A 19,637-nucleotide genomic window follows, 5' to 3' on the forward strand; every position below is an offset into this window, starting at 1 on the left:
TCTATTACATCGGTCCCCGCGGAAGCTGGCGGGCAAAGGGAGGCACCTCGCGGGGCGGCAGCGGCTCGCCAGTTTCGGCGGCCCACACCTCGCGTTCCTCGTCGCTGGCGTAGTAACGCAGCCACACGCTGGGATCGCCCTCGATGTTGGCACAGTCCCAATGCAGAAAGCTTCTCCGCTTGGCGAGCTTCTTCTCGTAGCTCGGCAAAATGTCGCGATAGATGAGCGTGTAGAGCTGCCGATCGTCCAGATGATTGGTAAAGTCGAGCACAATGTACTGCTGATACAATTGCTCGACCACGCTGGCCAATAGCTCGCTGAGATCTTCCTGCGACAAGTGATCGGGGTGCGGCAGCAGCAATTCGGGGTCGAACCACTGGCTGATCGGCACCATCGGCGCTCGTTCCCATTCCAACATCGACTCGAGGAACTCGTTTTCGCGATGGGTCGGCATCGACCGGTAGTCGACGCTGCCGATCGACTCGTCGAACAGAGGTTCCAATTCGTCGCGCAACCTGGCATTTCGCAGCAGGTTGTCGACTTCGTCGTGTTGGGAAGAATCGGGAATAAACATAAGTTGTCTGGACGAGCGGCACGCCGCGCGTCGTTTCGTCGTGTGCAATTCTCCAGGGCACTCCGGCACCCCGATGAATTCGACTTTAACAACCGGCTGCGGGTGACAAAAGAGCTTGGAGGCAACCTTGAGAACAAGTTACAAAAAGGCCGCGGGAAGAACCGTCACGACCCGCAAGGTCCGCCCCGCCAGCCCACACAACCGGCAAGGTTCGGGAAAGACCGGCAGTCCCGGGGCTATTTCGTGTGCTATGCGGCGGGGAGTTGGTCGGACGACGCGGCCAAGGCACGTTCACAGCCACGGAGTGGCCGAGGTCGTCTAGCCAGCTGGACTATCTTCCGGCGTTGGGAGGGTGACATACTGTCTGACGCCGGCAAATAATATGGAGACTGGCCCATCGTCGAGTTAGGTGTCGTGTGAACAGCAGTGTCGATCAAGAACTCAGTCGCGACCTCATCGCAATCACACGTCAGACTGCCTGGCTGATGGATGCGCTGGCGGAGGCGCAGAAGCTCGATCTGAATAACTGGTGTATCGGCGCAGGGGCGGTGCGGTCCGTCGTGTGGGACCGACTGCATGGCTTCTCCTGCCCCACGCCGATATCGGATATCGACCTTGTCTACTACGATCCAGAGCAACTCGACCCACAGGTAGACCGCGAGTTGGCCGGGCAGCTTCCAGCCGTGCTACCTGGCGCGAGGTGGGAAGTGGTTAATCAAGCAACCGTTCACTCCTGGTACGCGACGACCAGCGGAAGGACTTTCGAACCCTTTGCTTCGCTCGAAGAAGGGGTTGGTTCCTGGCCCGAGTACGCAACCTCGGTAGGCGTCACTCTGAAAAAGGACGGATCGATTGGTGTGGTCGCCCCGCATGGACTCGAAGACCTGTTTGGAATGATCGTTCGGCACAATCCTATTCGGGCCACCGCAGAAACGTACCAGCAGAGAACTGCCGAGAAGAACTTTGTGCGCCGCTGGCCCAAAGTAGTCTTACTCGCACCGACCGGCGATGCTTAGCGAGGATGTAGTGACCATTTGGCTGGCACGGCATTCGTACGTCAATCAGCCATCAATGATCGTGGTGCGATCGAATCGGTGGTTCTTGAGGTCTTCGTCCGAGATCCCGAAATAGAGTAGGTGGCCGTCGGCCCAACACCATTCGCATAGTTCTTCCGAAGCGACGGTGAGCAGATTTCGGAATCCTTCATCCACCGGATCATCGGCGGCGACTTGAGGATGCGACCAGCCCAACAAGTGCGACCGCTGCTCGCGCTCCGGCATTAGTGCTTGCTGAAGCTCTTCGTAGGCATCGGTGTGACCCTTCGTCAGTCCTAGCTCTTTGGCGCGTCGGCACCCGAGGAACAGATCGGCGTGATCCTGATCCAAATCGAACATCGATGCGTAGGGCAGGTCGAGCGTCTCTTCAAACTCCAATGCACACTCTGGAGCGAGCGCGTTGCCCTCATCGAAGGCTTTGGGCGGCGTATGTCGCTGCAAACTTGATAGGTCGGGGGTGAAGATTACCTTCCACGCACCCGGTTCGCCCTCGGCGGCGGGTTGTCCGGTTTCGATGGGATCGTCGAAGATGAAGAAGGATAGCAATCCCTTCGCCGGCAGCTCCCCGGAGAGTTGAGTGATTGCGATTTCAGCTAGGTTGATTTGGCCGATAAACGTATGCAGGTTGCCATTGAACTCCGGCCACGATTCACCATCGGGCAGATCCGGCTTGCCGCCGAACTTGCTTGTGCCAACCGGAAGTTCACTGTCGGCCAGCGTGAGGTTGATCATCAGCGCCGGGCGACATACGGGAAACAGTGACGCAAGCGTATCAAGCTTTTCGCTTCGCATCATCTGCAGCAGCGTCACGCCACATGTGCGTTGCCAGACCATGCTAAGCGTGTCATTCGTGGGCAGCGTCTCTGCCCCAGCATCCCATTGGTCCAGCACGTCGTTGAGAAAGGCCCCGCGTGGATCGCCTTGTTCATCGAGCCAAGTGGCGTACGCTCGTTTGCGCGAGTGATCCGCCATGTCTGCGATCACGTCGGCAAGGCGACTTTGTTCGTCAGGTAACGAGGATGCAAGTGAAAGTTGTGTCGTCATCATGGATCCTTCGTCGACTCGTGCCCGATATCGATAAGCGTACGGAAAAACTCTGCCAAACCTTTTTTGAACAGACCCGCACATTATCAAGGCAACTTCATGTCCTCGCAAGACTTGCAGTTTCAGCCTGATGGACTCGCCGACTTAAAAAGAATCCATGATCCGGAAAGCGAAACCGGCTTAGGCACCTGCGCCTTGCTGCTCACGCCGTGACTATGCGAAGTTTGCCGGAGGCCTTGCGGCCAAGGCAGGTTCGACACCATTGGTCAGTCGGTATCGACTCGCTGCCACTCGAGTGTTTGCCCGTTCGCTACGTGCGTGAAGGTCAGGCTGGAATCAGAGACATCGACGACTCGGGAGGTGACCGTACCGTCGGCGAACAACACTCGGAGAACCTCATCGACGTTGTTCAGGTCGCACATTTCGAATGTGTCGCCCGAGGCGGACCACGTTCCGAGGAACTCGCCGTCCCAGGTAATCGTGCGATTGGGATGGAGCGTAATCGTCACCACCTCATCAGTGTAGCTTTTCCACTTCCAAGTCCCAACTAGCTGCTGCTCCAGGTCGGAGTGGGGGCGGACCATCTGCCACAGCACGGGCGCCAATACGAGCAGCAAGAGAACAAGCAGCGCCAACATCCACCATCGCCGACGGAGAATCTGCCACACGCGAGTGGTGGTGCAACTTAGTTGCCAAATTGGATACATCGTATCAAAAGCCAACGAGAACACTGAAGCGAACCCAGCTTCGTTTCAATCGGATGACATCAGCCACGCCCAACGATTCGGAGGTGGCACTCCGTTGCAACTTCAGCCGGCCAGCCGCGCGTCATTCGCCGTCCCAGGCTTTCAGCACCTGGGCGGGAGGGGATTTTGCCTTCTTCCACTGTTTGGCAGCCGCTTCGACCTGCGCTCGAAGCTCGGGCGAAGGGTCTTTGACGTTGCTCAGGTACCTTGCAGCGTACGAGGCAGTAGCCCTGCCGTAACCACGCGAGTCGTCGCTTAGCAGGGTGACGAACACGGGGGCGCCGGCCGCTCGAATCTCTTCCGGCAACGACTTCATCGTAGCCAGCGCATGAAAACGATCCGATCCTTCCGTCGTGCGGACGATTTCAAGCAGCGTCGCAAAGACCTCACCGTCATGCGACTTCGTCTTGATCACTTCACGCGCTGCGCGGATGCGCGTGGAAGTATCAGCGTCCTCGAGCATAGCAACGTAAACTTCCGCGAGGTTCAGCGACTGCGCAGCCTGCCACCGTACCCAGGCGTCGTCGTCCTCGAGCAGCATCCGCAAGGTTTCCTGCGTGCCTTTGATTGGAGGATCGAAGTGGATCAGCCACTTCGTTACGAATAGTCGACGCTCCGCATCTCTGCTGTTGATCGCCGACAGAAAGGTGTCGAGCGCCTCGGTACGGTCTCCTAGATGAACTAAGGTCGCGGCGCTGGTGACGCGCACCTCCTCGTCCGCATCCGCGAGCGCTTTGGTCAACGCATCGGTGGCTGGCTGAGCGATACTTCGATGGTACAACAGGCGGTTGGCAGCCGTGCGGCGATGCTCTACGTCGGGATCGTCCACCAGCACACCCGCCAGCGGCAGCACAGAAGCTTCGCCGTGGGCATACAACGGGAACTGCCAAGGATCGATAGCTCCCAAAGCGTTTTTTTGATCATGCTCCAAAAGTTTGGGTATGGCCGCCTTGGCCTCGGCGCCGTAACCGGCCAAATGACTCGCGGTAATGTCGGTCATGGTTACGTAAATAGTCTTGTTCCATCCTGCTCGAAACTGCTGATCGTCCAGCGCCACGATCAGCACTGGCACCGCGCGCGAGGCGGGCACGCCTGCCTGATGCAAACTGCCAAGAGCCTCTGAGCGGAGGTGCCAATCTCCATAGCCCGATTCCACGAAGGCGATCAACGCGTCGTGCACCTCTTGGTCGTCGGTGGCAGTACTTGCGAGTCGCTTGAGCGCCGTTCGACGCAGCAAATCACTCTGCTCGGAATCGTTGAGAGTCGCGATGAGTTCGCGCCGCTCCTCGGGCTGCGATGGGTCCAGCTCCTCCAGGTGCTCGATGGCTAGTGTGAGCTGCGGATCGTCTTCCGCGCGGCAGTCCCCAGCCAAGTTGCCGATCTGGATGGCCACCAGGCACAGAATCGCTCGAAGGAACCTGTCGTTTCGCTGCACGGCCTACCTCCCCTGCTGACTGAGTTCACCGCCTTGTGCTCGCCATAATAGAGCGGATGCACGACAACAGGCAAAGTTCCATTTCTTCAGAAACGGCTTTGACCGGTTTCACCGGTTTAATGGCCGGTACGTCGCCACTCTGGGGCTACATCCCCAAGCATCGGCGCGACATCCATTTCCCCGAAAATCGCCTCTGTAAAAAGATCGCCGTAGATTCCGCCCTCTCGTTTGATCTAATGAAGAGGGCTGCTTCGCAGTTGGTGGGGACGGTGCGCGCGGGCGCGTTGAGATTTGGCATGGGCTGGGTTTTGTCCTCCCGTAAACACACCAGGGACAAAACTCCGTGGACCGTTCCGCAGGGTGGTCTTCGTAACTCGTTGTCGCGAAAAGAGTTGTGTAGACGAGCTGGGGCGTCCGTGGGTGGAGTTTTGGTACCACGGATGAAAATCGGGGAACTACTCAACGTGGGCGAATTTGCAAGCCGCTGGTAGGTAAAGACTTATGGAGATGGACAATTTGGCGTTTTGGACCAGGTGGGACAAAACGGTTCAGGGACCGTGGGTTAGCAGTGGCTGGGCGTTTGCTGGCGGTTCACCCTCCCCGCGACAAATGCAGTCGCGACCCTCCCAGAGGGAGGGTGATGATGGATTACTACCCCAAGCCTTACAGCTCCACGCCCATCAGGCTCATCAACATTTTCATGTCGTCCCAGCAGTCTTTTTTGGCCGATGGGTTTCGCAGCAGGTAGGCGGGGTGGTAGGTGCAGACGACGTTGATGCCGCGGTATTGGTGTACCGACCCGCGGAGGCGGCCGATCGTTTGGGTGGTCTCCAGCAGGTTTTGGGCGGCCACGGCGCCCAGGCAGCAGATGTACTCGGGGTCGATCAGCTCGAGCTGCCGCCGCAGGTATTGCTTGCAGTGGGCCGACTCCGTGGGCGTGGGGTTGCGATTGCCCGGCGGGCGGCACTTCAGCACGTTGAGGATGTACACCTCGTCGCGGGTGAGCTGGCAGGCTTCGATGATCTTGGTGAGCAGCTGCCCGGCGCGGCCCACGAACGGAATGCCGGTCTGGTCCTCGTCGGCGCCGGGGGCTTCGCCCATGAAGCAGAGCTTGGCGTTGGGATTGCCGACTCCGAACACGGTCTGCGTTCGCGTGGTCGCCAACTCGTCGCACAATGTGCAGGCGGCGACTTCGGTTTGCAGCACCTCGAGCGTCGCAGCGGTGGAGACCTTCTCACCGCCGGCAGGTTCGTCGAACAGGGCGGAAGACTTGGCTACCCGAGGCATGGGCGGCTCGGCACTGCTGGCGGCGGCTGGCGGTGCTGGCGGCGGCGGCGGGGCCGACTCGGCCACAGGCACGTCGGCGGCGGCTGTGGGCGTGGTCTCCGCTACGGGGGCCGGTGCAGGGGCCACTCCGCGCGGCAATTGCTCCACGCCTGCCAGCTGCAAGCTTTCGAGGCGGGCCAGGACGGCACGGTGCTTGGCGGGATCGGTGGGCGACACGGCACTTTCGCTAGCGATTTAGGCTATCTTGGGGGCTGCCCTGCGTCGGCGAGGCAATTACAATACGGTGAGGGATGTTCGCAGGATGAGCAACCCCCTCGATCGCCCGGCGAGAAGAGTGCACTCGCCGCCCTATTGAATTTCGGAAGATGCGCATGGTCGCGGCCTTCCCCAAGGCACCCCGAACGTCCAGCCATCATGCCTGTTCCACAAATCGCCATCGTCGGTCGCCCCAACGTGGGCAAGAGCAGCCTGTTTAACTGGCTGGCGGGGACCAAGATTGCCATCGTGGACAATCAGCCCGGCATCACCCGCGACCGCCTGACGCACCTGATGTGCCACGAGGACAAGTTCTTCGAGCTGGTCGACACTGGCGGTATGGGCTTCAACGACGCCGACAATCTGACGAAGCATATCGAGGATCAGATCACAATGGCCATCGAATCGGCCGACCTGATCCTGCTGGTACTCGACACCCGCAGCGGCCTGTTGCCCATGGACCAGGAAGTGGCCAAGCGGCTGCGGCTGGTGAAGGTGCCGGTGGTGTGCCTGGCGAACAAAGCCGACGCGGAGTCGCTGGATGCGTCGGCCGAGGAGTTCCATCGACTCGGCTTCGGCGCACCGATCAAAGTGAGCACGCTACAAAACCGCAACCGCGGAATACTGCTCAACCGCATCATCGACACGCTGCCCGAACACGACGGCGAGGATTCGGAAACAGCCGACGCCGAACCCGAGATGAAAGTGGCCATCGTCGGTCGGCGGAACGTGGGCAAGAGCACGTTTGTGAACACGCTGGCCAAAGCCGAGCGAATGATCGTGAGCGAAGTGCCCGGCACCACGCGCGACAGTGTCGACGTGCGGTTCGAACTCGACGGCAAGGCGTTCACCGCCATCGACACGCCGGGCTTGCGAAAAGGCAAGAGCCAGAAGGACATCGACTTCTACGGCACCCATCGCGCGCAGCGATCGATACGTCGGGCGGACGTGGTGCTGTTGTTCCACGATTGCACCGAGCGGATTGGCAAGGTCGACAAACAACTGTGCGACTACATCGTCGGGCAGTACAAGCCGGTGATCCTGGTGGTGAACAAGTGGGACCAACTGGCCGGCAGCATGCCCACCGAGAAGTGGGTGAACTACCTGCACGACACCTATCGCACGGTGCGCTACGCGCCGATCGCGTTCATCACCGCGCAAACGGGTAAGAACGTCAAAGCGTTGTTGAACCACGCGCAGATGCTGTTTAAGCAAGCTCGGTTGCGCGTCGGCACCGGCGAGCTGAATCGCATGCTACGCGAGGCAGTGAAGCGCAAAGCGCCGCCGCTATACAAGAACCGCCGACCCAAGATTTATTACGCTACGCAGGTGGGAACCCAACCGCCGACCATCGTGCTGTTCTGCAGCCAACCGGCGGCGATCGACGCCACGTATCAGCGGTATCTGTTGAATCAGTTCCGCGATCATCTGGAGTTCGACGAAGTGCCGATCAAGCTGTACCTGCGTCGCCGGAGCGAGAGCGATACGCGCGACGATGTCGACAGCGAAGCACTGGCCGACGTGTAAGAGTACGAGTGCCGGGGCCGAGTTCGGCTCACGGTGACTTGGCTCGCGGCTACTCGAGATCTTTGCCGGGAAGTTCGGTGAGTCCGACTTCGGCGTAGTTGTCCAGGCCGCTGGTGTTGGCCAGGTTGTTTTCGCTGGAGGCACTGCGAGCCAGCAGCACTCCGCCGACGACCCACGCCAATACAAAGCCTACCACCTCGCCATAAAAGACGAGCTGCTTCCACGAGCTACCGGCGTTGTGTTGCGATTTGATACCCATTTGATATGTCTTAACCTTAGGCCTTCCTGTGCCTAACTACATCGGCGTGTTGGTTCGCCCGATCCGCCGAAAGAGGAGAGTTCCGATTAGATTCCGTGCATTACAGCGGCTCGCCATGGATTACGCAAGATCGGCTTGCTCCAGAATCTCCCCTTTGCTGGTACTGCTAGCAAAGTAGGGAAAGCAGATAGTGGAGATAAGCAGGGATGCGGGGGTAGCGCTTTCGAAGGCATTGTTCCCTTATCCATTCGTGCAGCGATTGCTAGCATTGCGTCGGCTGGCCAAAATGACGGACTTCCGCGACACGCCTCCCATGATCGAATGCCAAGACCTCTGTGTGACGACTTCCGAGTTCCGCCTGGCGGAGGTCTCGCTGGAGGTGCCTGCCGGGGCGTATGCGGTGCTGATGGGCCGCACTGGTAGCGGGAAAACTACACTGCTCGAGGCCATCTGTGGCCTGCGAGCGATCACCAGCGGCGCGGTGCGACTGGCGGGCCGCGACGTCACAGTACTTCGTCCCGCCGATCGCCAAGTTGGATATGTTCCCCAGGAAGGCGCCGTTTTTCCTCGGATGACGGTTCGCGACAACCTGGGCTTCGCCCTCTCGGTGGCCAGGCGCCCGAGCGCGGAGATCCGCGCGCGGACCGACGAACTGGCTGAGCGACTTTCGATCACGCACCTACTGGACCGCCGAGCGACTGGGCTCAGCGGTGGCGAACAGCAGCGCGTTGCGCTGGGCCGCGCGCTCGCCGCCCGGCCGTCGGTGTTGCTACTGGACGAACCCTTGGCGGCGCTCGACGAGCAAACCCGCGCGCAGATGATCGAACTGTTGCGCGAAGTGCATACGGCCAGCGAGACTACTACGCTGCACGTTACTCACAACAGCAGCGAAGCCGAGACGCTAGCCAGCGTGCGGTTTGTGCTGGAGGATGGAAAGGTCTTGAGGACGGACCTCGAGGCCGAGCGAGTAAAGAAGAAACCGCGCTGACTACTGCCGGTGGCGGGCCAAGGGTTCGAGCGAAGCGAGCCACGTGGTCGTCGGTGCGATCAACTCCCGCACCAGCTTTACTTCGTCCGACTCGGCCGCGTCGCTGCGAGCTTGCGCGGGGCGTGCCTGGAACTTGCTGGCGAAACCTTCTTTAACTTCCGGAGTCGACTCCAATTGACAGAATGCCAACAGCCGTTCGAACTCCGCCTCGTCGAACTCTTCCAGGCGGCTCTCCGTGTATCGCTCCGGCGGCAGCGTGCGACCGACGCGGCACACGTGCTCCACGCACATCCGCCACTGCCAGGCGGCGACCTCCAGCGGGTCGAGATCGCGGACCATCTCCTGGATGCCCGGCAGGCGCGGTCCCCACACGCCGCGCGGCTTGTTGCTGGGCACCACCTTCGACATCATTCGCCGTGTGAACTCGCCCGCGTAGTAAGGGACCTGCCGCAGCTTGATCTCTTTGACGCGCCGCATGATCTGCCGCCGCGTGGTGCCGCCCACGCCGGTTGCGTGTTGCTCCCAGAACTTGCGAATCGAGAGGACCGACTCGGTGCCTTCGCGCATGATGTGAATGTAGATGGCGTCGGGCAGCACTCGATCGACAAAGCCCACCCGCAGGCTGTTGCTCGGTGTTTTTTCCACGAGCCGCTCGCGGCCGGCCGCGCGGATTTGACTGGCGAACTCACCACGAATGTGGCTCACCACCTCGGGCCGCGCATCGCTCGGCTGCAGGGCGTCGGACTTGCTGTCGTTGCCGTACTTCCAGAGAATCCGCGGTTCGTTCGCCAGGTAAACCTGCGGATGAAACTTCAGCAACTGACTCAACAACGTCGTGCCCGACCGCGGGGCTCCCAGGATCACGATCGGTCGGGTGAGAAGTTGTTCGTCGGTCATCGGGCGCGTCGATTGGTTACGCTAAAACACCGGGCTGATCTTGCTAAGCCGCGATTCGGTCTCCGCCATCAGGGCGTCCTCGGCCGCTTCGTCATCCGCGACGTAGGTCACACTGAATCGCAGGAACGGCCCAGCGTCGTCCCACGGCACCGTGCAAATCGACTGCTCGCGAATCAGGTACTGACTGGCCGCTTCGGCGTTTTCGAACGTGGTTCCGTCGGCCAGACCCTTGGGCGAGGGCGTATAGAGAAAATAGGTCCCGCCGGGCATTTTGCAATCGAAACCGCACCTGCTGAGCACGGCAACCAGCTTTTCCATGCGGCGACGGTACTTTTCGCGGATTTGTTTCGGTATTTCCGGATCGTCCAGCGCCGCAGCGGCCGCCTTCTGCACCGCGATAAACTGGCCCGAGTCGCTGTTGTCCTTCACGTCGGCAAACGCCTGCACAAGCAGCGGATGCCCACACACCCAGCCCATTCGCCAACCGATCATGTCGAAGCCCTTCGACATCGAATGCACCTCGACGCCCACCTCCTTCGCGCCGGGTACGCTCAGGAAACTGGTTGGCTCCTGGTCGAACGACAACATCGAGTGGGCCGCATCCTGCACGACAACAATGTTGTTCGTCTTGGCGAACTCCACCACCTTTTCGTAGAACGCACGCGTCGCCGTCTTGCCGGTCGGGCTGTTGGGATAGTTGATCACCAGCAGCTTCGCCTTGGCCAGGATGTCGGGCGAGATGCCGTCGAGGTCCGGCAGGAAGTCGTTCTCGGCCAACAGCGGCAGCTTGTGCACGATACCGCCATAGTAAGTGGTGTGCGTCCCGGCGACCGGGTAACCCGGCACGGTCATCAGCGTGATGTCGCCTGGGTTGATGAACACAGCCGGCAGCATGGCGTAGGCCGGCTTCGAGCCAATCGCGTGGTTGATCTCGGTCGCAGGGTCGAGTTCCACGCCGAACTCTCGCTGCATGAATCGCGCGGCGGCCTCTTTGAATTCGGCAATGCCGTTGTCGGCGTAGCCCCGGTTCTCCGGCTTGTTGATCTCGGCGGCCATCACCTGGCGAACGCCCTCGGGCGCCATGGCGTCGTTCTCGCCGATGCCGAAGTCCAGCAGCTTGCGATCGGGATGGTCGGCCAGCGCCTGGCGTTTGGCTCGCTTGATCTTCTCGAACTTGTAGATGGCGGTGCCTTTGCCGTAGTTGGCTCCGCCGATGCGGTCCGCAAAAAGCTGCTGAAAGTAGGGGTCGCTCATTGTCGTGTTTTTGCCTGCAAATATCGATCGGGACAGTAAACGGGTGGTGAGCTACAATAGAACAAGACGCGCACACGATCGTCAACACGCCGCCACCCCGGGACCTTTGCGTTGATCCACGCCCACCAGCGACAATTCGAGCGCCCACGCCGCCTGGCCGCGGTTCTGGCCCTCTTGCTCGCTGGCGCGGCCGCTGTGCGGGCCGACGAGCCCACGCCCGCCCCGGTGGAAGTGGTCCACTATCGCGACGGCGGGGCCGAGCGCTCCATCACCGGCCGCATCCTGGCCGAGGACACCGACGGCGGAGTGATGGTTCAGACGCCCGACGGCGTGCAGCACCTGGTCGAAGCAGCCATGGTGGTGTCGCGCGAACGACTCGAGGCTCCTTTTACGCCACTTACGCCCGACCAACTGGCCCAGCGGGTGCTCAGCGAGCTACCCGAGGGATTCAACACGCACACTACGCCGCACTACGTGGTGTGCTACAACACGAGCCGCGCCTACGCCCAGTGGACCAGCTCGCTGCTGGAGCGTCTGCACCGCGCGTTCACCAACTACTGGGAGAACCAGGGCGTCGAGATCCACGAGCCCGAGTTTCCGCTGGTCGTGGTGATCTACGCTTCGGCCGATCAGTACCGCGCGGCCAGCGCCGACGAACTCGGCACCGCCGCTGGCAGTATCATCGGCTACTACAGTCTGACCACCAATCGCGTGAATATGTACGACCTTACCGGCTCCGAGGCACTGCGCGGCGCCAACGGAGGGCGCGGGTCGCTCCGCGACATCAACCGCATGCTCGCGCAGCCGGCCGCCATTCCCTTGGTGGCCACGGTGGTGCACGAAGCGACGCATCAGATCGCGTTCAACTGTGGCCTGCAACAACGGCTGGCCGAGTTGCCGCTGTGGCTGGTCGAAGGCATGGCCGTGTACTTCGAAGCGCCCGACCTGTCGAGCACCCGCGGCTGGCGCGGCATTGGCAAAGTGAACCACCTCCGCCTGTCGACGTTCAAGAAGAATCTGTACACCCCGCGACGCGCAAGTTTGCTATCGATGATCGCCGACGACAAACGCTTCCGCGACGCCCGCACCGCCGCCGACGCCTACGCCGACGCCTGGGCGCTCAACTACTTCCTCATTCGCTACCACCCCGACGAGTACGTCGCCTACGTCAAAGCCCAAGCCAAAAAGAAACCCCTCATCCCGGTATCGCCCGAGACGCGGATTGAAGAATTCCGCGAGCACTTCGGGGATATCGAGAAGTTGGACAGGGAATTCGTGAAGCGGATGGGGCGGGTGAACTGAAGCGTAACCATAGCAGCAAAAAATCCCCCTCGTGGTGAGCCCGATTACTTTGGGGCTCAACCACTCGGGGGTCGGGGATAGTCACGTGTGCCTTGGCAGGTTCGCTCAGTTGCCGGTGATCTCGTCGATCTCAGCAAGCAAGCGCTGGTGGGCGTCCTTGATCTTCTCTTGGCGCTCGTCATGACGTGCTTGCATCTCGGCTAACCGTTCGCGACGAACCTGCACCATGCGACGCGTTTCGTCGGGATTGGGGTCGCCCGGGTTGGTGTGCCGCTCGAGAAACTTCACCGGGTCCAGCAGGTCGCGCAGCTCCTGGTCCGGCATGTGCGGACCTTCTTCGCCAAGGAACTCAGCCGCTTCGTCCAGCAAAGCGCCGGTGGCTCGGTTGGCCGGGATACCACGTTCCTTGGCCAAGCGGAAGAACGTCGCCACAACACGGTGGGCGTGGCGAAGACCGTAGCCGTAGTCGCGGGTCAGGACCACCTTCACGTCCGCGGCGCACGAGTACGACTCGCTCGCCAACTTCAGCAGCAGCTCTTCCTGGGGCTGAATGTCTTGAATGGCGTTGCCATAGATCGAAAGCGAGTGCTCGGTCGACTTGGCGGCCGAGTTCACCGACTTCCAGGCCACGTAGATGGGGAGTTGATCCTGGAATGGCTGGTTATGGCAGGCGAGCATACCTCGCGTGGCGAGCCCACCCACTTCGGCAGCCTTGATCTGCATGTGTTCCCACACACAGCCCACGCTTTCCTTCTGAGGCATCATCGAACTGGGCTGCTGGTAGCCCCCAGGCAGGACGAACCACATGTTTCCATCCATCATCCAGATGTAGTGGTCCATCGCGGTTCGACTCATCAAGTTCGTGATGTTGGTCAAGGCGAACAGGGTCGTGAGCGCGTGGTCCTGCCCCGCTTCGCAATCGTAGCTGGGTTCGACAATGCCATCGAATCCCAGCAGGTCTGCCACCTTCATGCGGTCGATCGGCCAGCCGGAACCGGAGAGCGCACCGCAACCAACGGACGACTTGTTGGTGTGCGAGTAGGCGAGTTCCATCTGCTCGAAGCCACGCTGCAGGCCATCGAACACGGCCACCTGGTAAGCGCCGTAGGTGGTGGGCTGGGCATCGGCCATGTGCGTTTGCCCGTTCATCACGGTTTCTGCGTGCTTGTCGCCAACCACCAGGCAGGCGTCCATCGTCTTGAGCATCCGGCCCATCACGTCGAGTTGCTTGTCTCGAACCACCATGCGGCACATCGGTTCCTGGCGGGTGCGGCCGATGATCGAAGCGCTGGCGACGTCGCTGTCGCCACCCACGGCTTTGAGTACCTGTGCCTCTCCGCCGTTCTTCATATTGCGGATGCCGGAGAGCAACTTCGCAGCGGTTTCGTGATCGATGATGCCCTGGCGATAGAGCATCACACTCCAAGCGCGGTCGGTTTCGGCCCACGCTTGGGCGTGACTCGCATCCTTGCCACGTTCCCATCGCTTGCTAGTGGGAGGATAGCCAATTGCATGACGGAAATGGTCGGTCCGCTTGCGGTACTTTTCGAGTTCGGGCGATACCGAAGTCGCGCCATCATCCGCACCGGTGTCGGCGAGCACGACGCCGAGCGCTGTCGTTAGGCCTATGCAAAGTGCTATTCTTTTAATCAGTGCGAATCGAAGCATGTGGGGACTCCAGTAGGTGCGACAGGCGTCGCGTGCGAGGAAGGTGGGAGGGGTAGTCTCGAGGTGGGGTTTCGTTTCTGAATGGGATAGGGATCCTCCCCCGGGACACACGTCGCGCTGCCCGCTTCGACGTGTGCCCCTTGGAGAGGAAATTGGTTAACTGCGTCGGTAGCGGCAGGCGAGCAATGCCACGCCGATGCCAACCAACATGAGGGACGATGGCTCGGGGACGGGATTGTTGATCAGCGTCCGAGCTTCGTCATAGGTGGTAGCGACCACCAGGTTGTCGAGCGCCAAGCGACCACGCTCTGGCGGATCCATATTGCGTGGATCGAACCAGACATGGAACGTGGAGAGTTCGGCGAGGGCCGCAGTGCCCGCAGTGGAAGTGATGTCGGGCGCACCCTCGGTTCCCTGGTTAATCCATACGTCGATCTGGTCAAACGGATCCGCGGCGCCACCACTCTTGGAGAACTTAAGTACCAAGTCGTACAGATCGCCGTAGACCTGCTGATTCGTGCTGATCGTATGCGTCGTGTTGTTGCCCTGGCGAGTGAAGAAGAAACCTGGTCCGTTCGGGCTTGTATTTCGCGCGGTTCCGGCGCCGTAGCCATCGTTGGCGTCATCGGTTGTCGCGTCGCTGAAGTAGATCAGCGTGTGGTTGTTGCCATCCGGTTGGTCCATCGTGGTCCGCATGGTGAAGCCGACATAGAAGTCGTCGTCTTGAGCTGTGAATTGGCGGGTCAAGATGTTCGAATCGGAGCTGTCTCGATTGTCGATTTCGAGTCCCTTGCCATAGCCGGGCAGCAGGTTGCTGCGAACATAGGAGCTAATTGGGTTGTCGTGTTCTTCCCAGGCACTCGTCCAACCGCCGGGGCCGTTCTCGCCACTCTCGCCAAAGTCGGGTCCGGGATCTCCGACGACGGCTGTGTACGATTGGAAATCTTCTTGGGCAATGATTGCCGCGGTGGCCTGCGACGTGCAGATGGCTGCGGCGAGCAACCCGCAAGCGATGATCGCAAGGCGCGATGTAGATAGCTTCACAAAAGACATTAGCTCTACCTCTCAGTTGACGGACAAGGTTAGTGACTTACAAGTGCCTATTCTGCTTCCGTTGATTGATCGGGGTTAGCTGCGGTTTTGGTGCATAACCAAGGCGATGGCCAAGCCAGCGATGGCAAGCACCGCGGTGGTCGGTTCAGGGACAGTAGCACCGCCGGTGAGGGCGGCGAAGTTGAGTGCTCCGGCCCCGGCCGCGACAAGTTCCGCATTCAAAATAATGGCGTCGTCGATGTCGACGCGACCGTTGAGATCCAAGTCGCCCCAACCGCGCGTCTCCCAGTCGCCCACATAGATCGAGTTGTGCGCACCTTCCAACACCTTCTCGCGGCGCCAGTTGCTAATGAAGTGCGAGGCGTCCGTCGCGTCGACCGAACCATCGAGGTTCGCGTCGCCCGGCAACAACGTTCCGCCTGGAAGACCAGGTATCAACACCCCGGCGATATAGTCGTTGTCGGTGAACAGATCAAACTCGTTGGGTTCGCTGGTGTAGACTTCTAGCTCATCGACGATGCCGTCGAAGAAGTTGACCGGCTCGAGCGCCGTACCCGATGCACCGACGATAAACTCGCCGGCCACGGTATCGGTGGTGTCGTTGTTAGCCGAAGTGGCGATGCCGTTGACATAAACCACACTGGTAGTCGCCAGCCATCCACCTGAATTCCGCACCAACTGAGGCGAGTCCACATCCGATCGCAGATAGATGTGTTGCGCCACATGGTGCCACGTGTCGGCGACCACGGGAACGGCGCCGCTGATGTCGTTGTCGGCGGCATGTCCACTATGCGACTGCGACCAGAACCCACTTGCAGTGATGGCGGGCCCACCGGCGTTGCTGGTATCGAACACGATCGACTGCCGCGCGCCGATACCTGCTGCATGGGGAAGCACCCACATCTGAAGCCCCTGGCTAACGCTGTCTCCAGCGGAGTTGAGCGACGTGGTGAACATCATGTCGTCGTCGCCAGCTAGCTCAATGGCAAACGAACCCACTGCACCGGGGTGCCCAGCAGTCACGTCACCCGAGGTGATCTGGTGGTAGATCGCTCCCGTCGCGTCGTCCAAGTCCTGAAACTCGCCATCGGAATCGATATTGTCCAGCACGTCGAACGGTTCGCCATGCACGCTGCTTACGGGGCCATTGTCGGCACTGTTCTCGTCTGCATTGTCGCCCATCGTATATTGGCGAACGGTGGTCAAGGCTTGAGAAGATTGCATGACGACCATCGCTGCGAGCAACAACAGGCCAAGCTTCGTGGCGCGGCAAAGGCAAGCTTGCGGGGCCCGGCGGTAGAGGGCCAATGCCACGGCTCCCAGCACCAACAGCAGTGCCGAAGCAGGTTCGGGCACGTTGGTCTGTGCCACCGCGGCTGCGCCGGCGGTGTTGCCGAAGTTGCTCTTCCACAACGCATAGTCAGCGCCGTCCACCACACCAGTGCTGCCACCCGTGTCATCGCCGTTGCCGTTGAGGGCCGTTTCGGAACCACCCAGGTTGTTTCGCCACACCGTATAGTCGGCGAGGTTCACCACGCCATCGTCATTGAAGTCGCCGGGCAGACCCGTTGGCGTGAGGAAGTCGATGTCGAGCGACTTCAGTACGCCATCTTCGATATAGCTACCCGAAAGATCGCCGCCGACCGAGGTGTCGTAGATCTGTCCCAGGCTCACCGACTCGCCCACCCCCAGAGTCGTGCTGCCCAGCAGGAACTGCTCGGCGATGGCGAAGTTGTCGGGGGTGCCCGATACGGTCCAGGCTTCGCCAGCACTGTCGCCAGGGGTGCTGCCGGGGTCATCTCCATCCACAGGGTTGATCAATGGATGGATACCACTTTGGCTAGCCAGACTCGTCAATCCGCTGGCATCCAGCGTGTCGACTGCATCGCTCACCAATTCGTAGCCCTTAAAGGTGATGGCTCCGTCAGTCTGGTTCTTGAGCGTGACCTCGCCGGTGGTGGAGTTGACCAGCGCATTGAGGTTAAATATGGGATTCGCACCATTAACGAGCGACAACGCTTCGTCGTAGGTCGTGGCGACAACCAGGTTGTCGAGCGCCAATTGACCTTGGTCGGGTGCGCTCATGTTGCGCGGATCGAACCACACATGGAACGTAGAAAGTTCAGCCAGTGACGCGTTGCCGGAATTGGAGGTGATATCGGGAGTCCCCTCCGTCGCCTGGTTGATCCACATATCGATCTGCTCGAACGGATCTGTGGCCCCGCCGCTCTTGGAGAACTTGAACACCACGTCGTACACTTCACCGTAAATCTGTTGGTTCGTGCTGATCGTGTGCGTCGTGTTGTCGCCCTGGCGGGTGAAGAAGAAGCCGGGTCCGGCGGGGCTCGAATTTCGCACGGTGCCGCCGCCGTAGCCATCGTTGGCGTCGTCCGTTGTGGCATCGCTGAAGTAAACCAGCGTGTGATTGTTGCCATCCGGCTGATCCATCGTGGTCCGCATGCTGAAACCGACATAGAAGTCATCGGTCTGCGCGGTAAACTGCCGCGTGAGGATGTTCGAGTCCGAACTTTGCCGGTTGGCGATCTCCAGTCCCTGCCCGTAACCAGGCAGCAAGTCGCTGCGCACGTAGGAGCTGATCGGGTTGTCGTGCTCCTCCCAAGCGCTGGTCCAGCCGCCGGGTCCGTTCTCGCCGCTCTCGCCAAAATCGGGACCCGGATCGCCTTCCACCGCCGTGTACGACTCGAAGTTCTCTTGGGCAATGATCACCGCATCGGAGCGGTTGGCGAATCCCAAGGCGAGCACACCAAGAATGGCGGGAATAGCGATCGCCCGCATGCGTCGCAGGCCGATCAAGGTACCTGCTAGTAGGACCAGGGCGACGCTCGAAGGTTCTGGTACGGCGGATCCGGCAAGCATCGCTTGGAAAGCGCCGTTGCCGTTGAAGGCGTCGAAGTCGGAAACGAAGAGCAGGAAGTCGTTCAGGTCGTTCACGCCATCGCCGGTGACGTCACCCGCCAAGTAAGCCTCGGCGAGGCTCAAGTCGTCCAAGTTCGCTCGGTAATTGGAGTTGACGATCTGCCAATCGGCGGCGTCGATGTCGCCGTCGCTGTCCAGATCGCTGCGCATCAGCGGTGCGTCGCCGTTGCCAGTGAACAGGATCGTCACGGGCAGTTTGGTTCCGTCTGTTCGGGCGACCAAGCCGGTGAGTTCCTCGTTGAACGTGGGGAACCACAGGCCGTTGGCGGTGCTCAGTGCGATGCTCTGCCCGGGCATCAGCACGCCGCCGTCGCCCGCGTTGCCCGGTCCGCCAAAGGCGAACTCTGCAATGTCGTCGCGATCGATAGCGACCGACAACTCGGACCATTCATCGTCGGTATCGACTTCGCCGCCGCTGGTGGCGTCGTACTCGTCGGCAATCGAGAGCCAGTTGGCGGGGTTAAGCGCGCCGAACTCGGAGGTCAACTCGTAGCCCAACAGGTCGAGCGGAACGGTTCCTTCGTTGCTCAGCACCGCTTCGCCGGTCAGTCGATTGACCGTCAGGGTCGGCCTGGGAGCCGGCGCCAGGGCGTTGTTCACGCCAACCACCAAGGGATCGAGCCCGGCACCGCCAGCAATGGAGAGACCGTGAACACCCGTGAGGGTGCCGGTGCCGGTGAAGTCGCTCAGCTCGAACGCTACGCCGCCGATGCTAACCGTCAACGGAACCACATCCTCCGCCACGCGCGACCAGCTCTCGGGCAGCAATCCCCAGTCGGTGTCGTTAATCGTGAGCGAGAAGTCACCAATCGGCAGCCCAGCGGCATTGAGTGGCACGATATCGACTGTGTCGTTGCCGCCGTTTTCGAAGATGAAGAAATCGTTGGCCAGCCCCGCCGCGCCCGAGTTGATCGCCTGCTCGAACATGAAGTTCGCCGTAAGGCCGCCGGTGTTACCGACGTCGATCATCCGCTCGGGGTCGGTGTTGTCGCCAGCATTCAAGACGCCCGTTGAGATGTCGAGATTCAAGATGGACTGGACGCCATCGATCTCCGCGCCGTCTCGCGCCCACAAGTTTCGCACGTCCGAGCCGACGTCCGACCGCTGGAAGTTGCCCGTGGCCGATACGGCGTGCGAAAGGGTGTTGACCGTGCCTTGGCTGGTGGTGAACGAAGTGATGACCGCGGTGTTGACGATCAACCCGTCGATCGGGTCCGCCACATAGGTAACTCCTGTAATCCCTTCGACTACCGCCTGACTGGGCGCAGCGAATCCTACGAAACAAAGCAGACAAAGTCCGGCACGTGCAACGAGTTTGGTCATGGTGATCACTGTGAGGTTGGTTCAGGAGAGATG

General features: G+C 60.7%; 15 protein-coding genes. 4 read left to right on the plus strand and 11 right to left on the minus strand.

Annotated features, from left to right (window positions below):
• Positions 1–4: 4 nt before the first annotated feature.
• Positions 5–574, minus strand: coding sequence for a hypothetical protein (locus ACQK2L_RS05350; RefSeq protein ID WP_425395899.1), 570 nt, complete (start codon positions 572–574; stop codon positions 5–7).
• Positions 575–990: 416 nt separating this feature from the next.
• On the opposite strand from ACQK2L_RS05350, the gene ACQK2L_RS05355 reads away from it, so the two are divergent.
• The gene (locus ACQK2L_RS05355; RefSeq protein WP_425395900.1) at positions 991–1,590 is read left to right on the plus strand and encodes a nucleotidyltransferase family protein; all 600 of its coding nucleotides are present in this window, start codon (positions 991–993) and stop codon (positions 1,588–1,590) included.
• Between the two features lie 45 nt (positions 1,591–1,635).
• Here the strand turns inward: ACQK2L_RS05355 and ACQK2L_RS05360 are convergent, their stop codons facing one another.
• From ACQK2L_RS05360 to ACQK2L_RS05375, 4 genes are all read right to left on the minus strand, one after another.
• Positions 1,636–2,676 (minus strand): DUF1963 domain-containing protein, encoded by a 1,041-nt coding sequence (locus ACQK2L_RS05360; protein WP_425395901.1) that lies wholly within the window; start codon positions 2,674–2,676, stop codon positions 1,636–1,638.
• Positions 2,677–2,939: 263 nt separating this feature from the next.
• Positions 2,940–3,380, minus strand: a complete 441-nt coding sequence (locus tag ACQK2L_RS05365; protein WP_425395902.1) for a hypothetical protein — start codon at positions 3,378–3,380, stop codon at positions 2,940–2,942.
• Between the two features lie 121 nt (positions 3,381–3,501).
• Positions 3,502–4,854, minus strand: a complete 1,353-nt coding sequence (locus ACQK2L_RS05370; protein ID WP_425395903.1) for a HEAT repeat domain-containing protein — start codon at positions 4,852–4,854, stop codon at positions 3,502–3,504.
• 663 nt (positions 4,855–5,517) lie between these two features.
• The gene (locus tag ACQK2L_RS05375; protein WP_425395904.1) at positions 5,518–6,357 is read right to left on the minus strand and encodes a uracil-DNA glycosylase; all 840 of its coding nucleotides are present in this window, start codon (positions 6,355–6,357) and stop codon (positions 5,518–5,520) included.
• 198 nt (positions 6,358–6,555) lie between these two features.
• Between ACQK2L_RS05375 and der the strand changes: the two genes are divergently transcribed.
• Complete coding sequence (gene der / locus ACQK2L_RS05380) at positions 6,556–7,923, plus strand: ribosome biogenesis GTPase Der (RefSeq protein WP_425395905.1); 1,368 nt, start codon at positions 6,556–6,558, stop codon at positions 7,921–7,923.
• Positions 7,924–7,972: 49 nt separating this feature from the next.
• Here der and ACQK2L_RS05385 read toward each other — a convergent pair whose 3' ends face one another.
• A complete protein-coding gene (locus tag ACQK2L_RS05385; protein ID WP_425395906.1) occupies positions 7,973–8,182 on the minus strand; it encodes a hypothetical protein in 210 nt (69 codons plus the stop codon).
• Positions 8,183–8,495: 313 nt separating this feature from the next.
• Here ACQK2L_RS05385 and ACQK2L_RS05390 point away from each other — a divergent pair, with 313 nt between their 5' ends.
• Entirely contained in the window at positions 8,496–9,170 is a 675-nt protein-coding gene (locus ACQK2L_RS05390; RefSeq protein WP_425395907.1) for an ABC transporter ATP-binding protein, read from the plus strand.
• Here the strand turns inward: ACQK2L_RS05390 and ACQK2L_RS05395 are convergent, their stop codons facing one another.
• Positions 9,171–10,067, minus strand: a complete 897-nt coding sequence (locus tag ACQK2L_RS05395) for a sulfotransferase family protein (RefSeq protein WP_425395908.1) — start codon at positions 10,065–10,067, stop codon at positions 9,171–9,173.
• 21 nt (positions 10,068–10,088) lie between these two features.
• The gene (locus ACQK2L_RS05400; protein ID WP_425395909.1) at positions 10,089–11,321 is read right to left on the minus strand and encodes an LL-diaminopimelate aminotransferase; all 1,233 of its coding nucleotides are present in this window, start codon (positions 11,319–11,321) and stop codon (positions 10,089–10,091) included.
• Between the two features lie 111 nt (positions 11,322–11,432).
• Here ACQK2L_RS05400 and ACQK2L_RS05405 point away from each other — a divergent pair, with 111 nt between their 5' ends.
• A complete protein-coding gene (locus ACQK2L_RS05405) occupies positions 11,433–12,623 on the plus strand; it encodes a DUF1570 domain-containing protein (RefSeq protein ID WP_425395910.1) in 1,191 nt (396 codons plus the stop codon).
• Positions 12,624–12,728: 105 nt separating this feature from the next.
• Here the strand turns inward: ACQK2L_RS05405 and ACQK2L_RS05410 are convergent, their stop codons facing one another.
• The 3 genes from ACQK2L_RS05410 to ACQK2L_RS05420 all read right to left on the minus strand — a co-directional run bounded on the left by ACQK2L_RS05410 (position 12,729) and on the right by ACQK2L_RS05420 (position 19,604).
• The gene (locus ACQK2L_RS05410) at positions 12,729–14,291 is read right to left on the minus strand and encodes a lyase family protein (protein WP_425395911.1); all 1,563 of its coding nucleotides are present in this window, start codon (positions 14,289–14,291) and stop codon (positions 12,729–12,731) included.
• A 156-nt stretch (positions 14,292–14,447) separates the two neighbouring features.
• Positions 14,448–15,344: a PEP-CTERM sorting domain-containing protein gene (locus tag ACQK2L_RS05415; RefSeq protein ID WP_425395912.1), complete on the minus strand. Its 897-nt coding sequence runs from the start codon at positions 15,342–15,344 to the stop codon at positions 14,448–14,450.
• A 75-nt stretch (positions 15,345–15,419) separates the two neighbouring features.
• Positions 15,420–19,604: a PEP-CTERM sorting domain-containing protein gene (locus ACQK2L_RS05420; protein WP_425395913.1), complete on the minus strand. Its 4,185-nt coding sequence runs from the start codon at positions 19,602–19,604 to the stop codon at positions 15,420–15,422.
• Positions 19,605–19,637: the final 33 nt, after the last annotated feature.

It is taken from the genome of Aeoliella sp. (assembly GCF_965227375.1).
In the GTDB taxonomy this organism is placed as follows: Bacteria; Planctomycetota; Planctomycetia; order Pirellulales; family Lacipirellulaceae; genus Aeoliella.

Bases quoted from the DNA above. Each gene is read 5' to 3' on its own strand.
- ACQK2L_RS05350 (WP_425395899.1), bottom strand. From the start codon at position 574: ATGTTTATTCCCGATTCTTCCCAACACGACGAAGTCGACAACCTGCTG.
- ACQK2L_RS05360 (WP_425395901.1), bottom strand. From the start codon at position 2,676: ATGATGACGACACAACTTTCACTTGCATCCTCGTTACCTGACGAACAA.
- ACQK2L_RS05365 (WP_425395902.1), bottom strand. From the start codon at position 3,380: ATGTATCCAATTTGGCAACTAAGTTGCACCACCACTCGCGTGTGGCAG.
- der (WP_425395905.1), top strand. From the start codon at position 6,556: ATGCCTGTTCCACAAATCGCCATCGTCGGTCGCCCCAACGTGGGCAAG.
- ACQK2L_RS05385 (WP_425395906.1), bottom strand. From the start codon at position 8,182: ATGGGTATCAAATCGCAACACAACGCCGGTAGCTCGTGGAAGCAGCTC.
- ACQK2L_RS05390 (WP_425395907.1), top strand. From the start codon at position 8,496: ATGATCGAATGCCAAGACCTCTGTGTGACGACTTCCGAGTTCCGCCTG.
- ACQK2L_RS05395 (WP_425395908.1), bottom strand. From the start codon at position 10,067: ATGACCGACGAACAACTTCTCACCCGACCGATCGTGATCCTGGGAGCC.
- ACQK2L_RS05400 (WP_425395909.1), bottom strand. From the start codon at position 11,321: ATGAGCGACCCCTACTTTCAGCAGCTTTTTGCGGACCGCATCGGCGGA.
- ACQK2L_RS05410 (WP_425395911.1), bottom strand. From the start codon at position 14,291: ATGCTTCGATTCGCACTGATTAAAAGAATAGCACTTTGCATAGGCCTA.
- ACQK2L_RS05415 (WP_425395912.1), bottom strand. From the start codon at position 15,344: ATGTCTTTTGTGAAGCTATCTACATCGCGCCTTGCGATCATCGCTTGC.
- ACQK2L_RS05420 (WP_425395913.1), bottom strand. From the start codon at position 19,604: ATGACCAAACTCGTTGCACGTGCCGGACTTTGTCTGCTTTGTTTCGTA.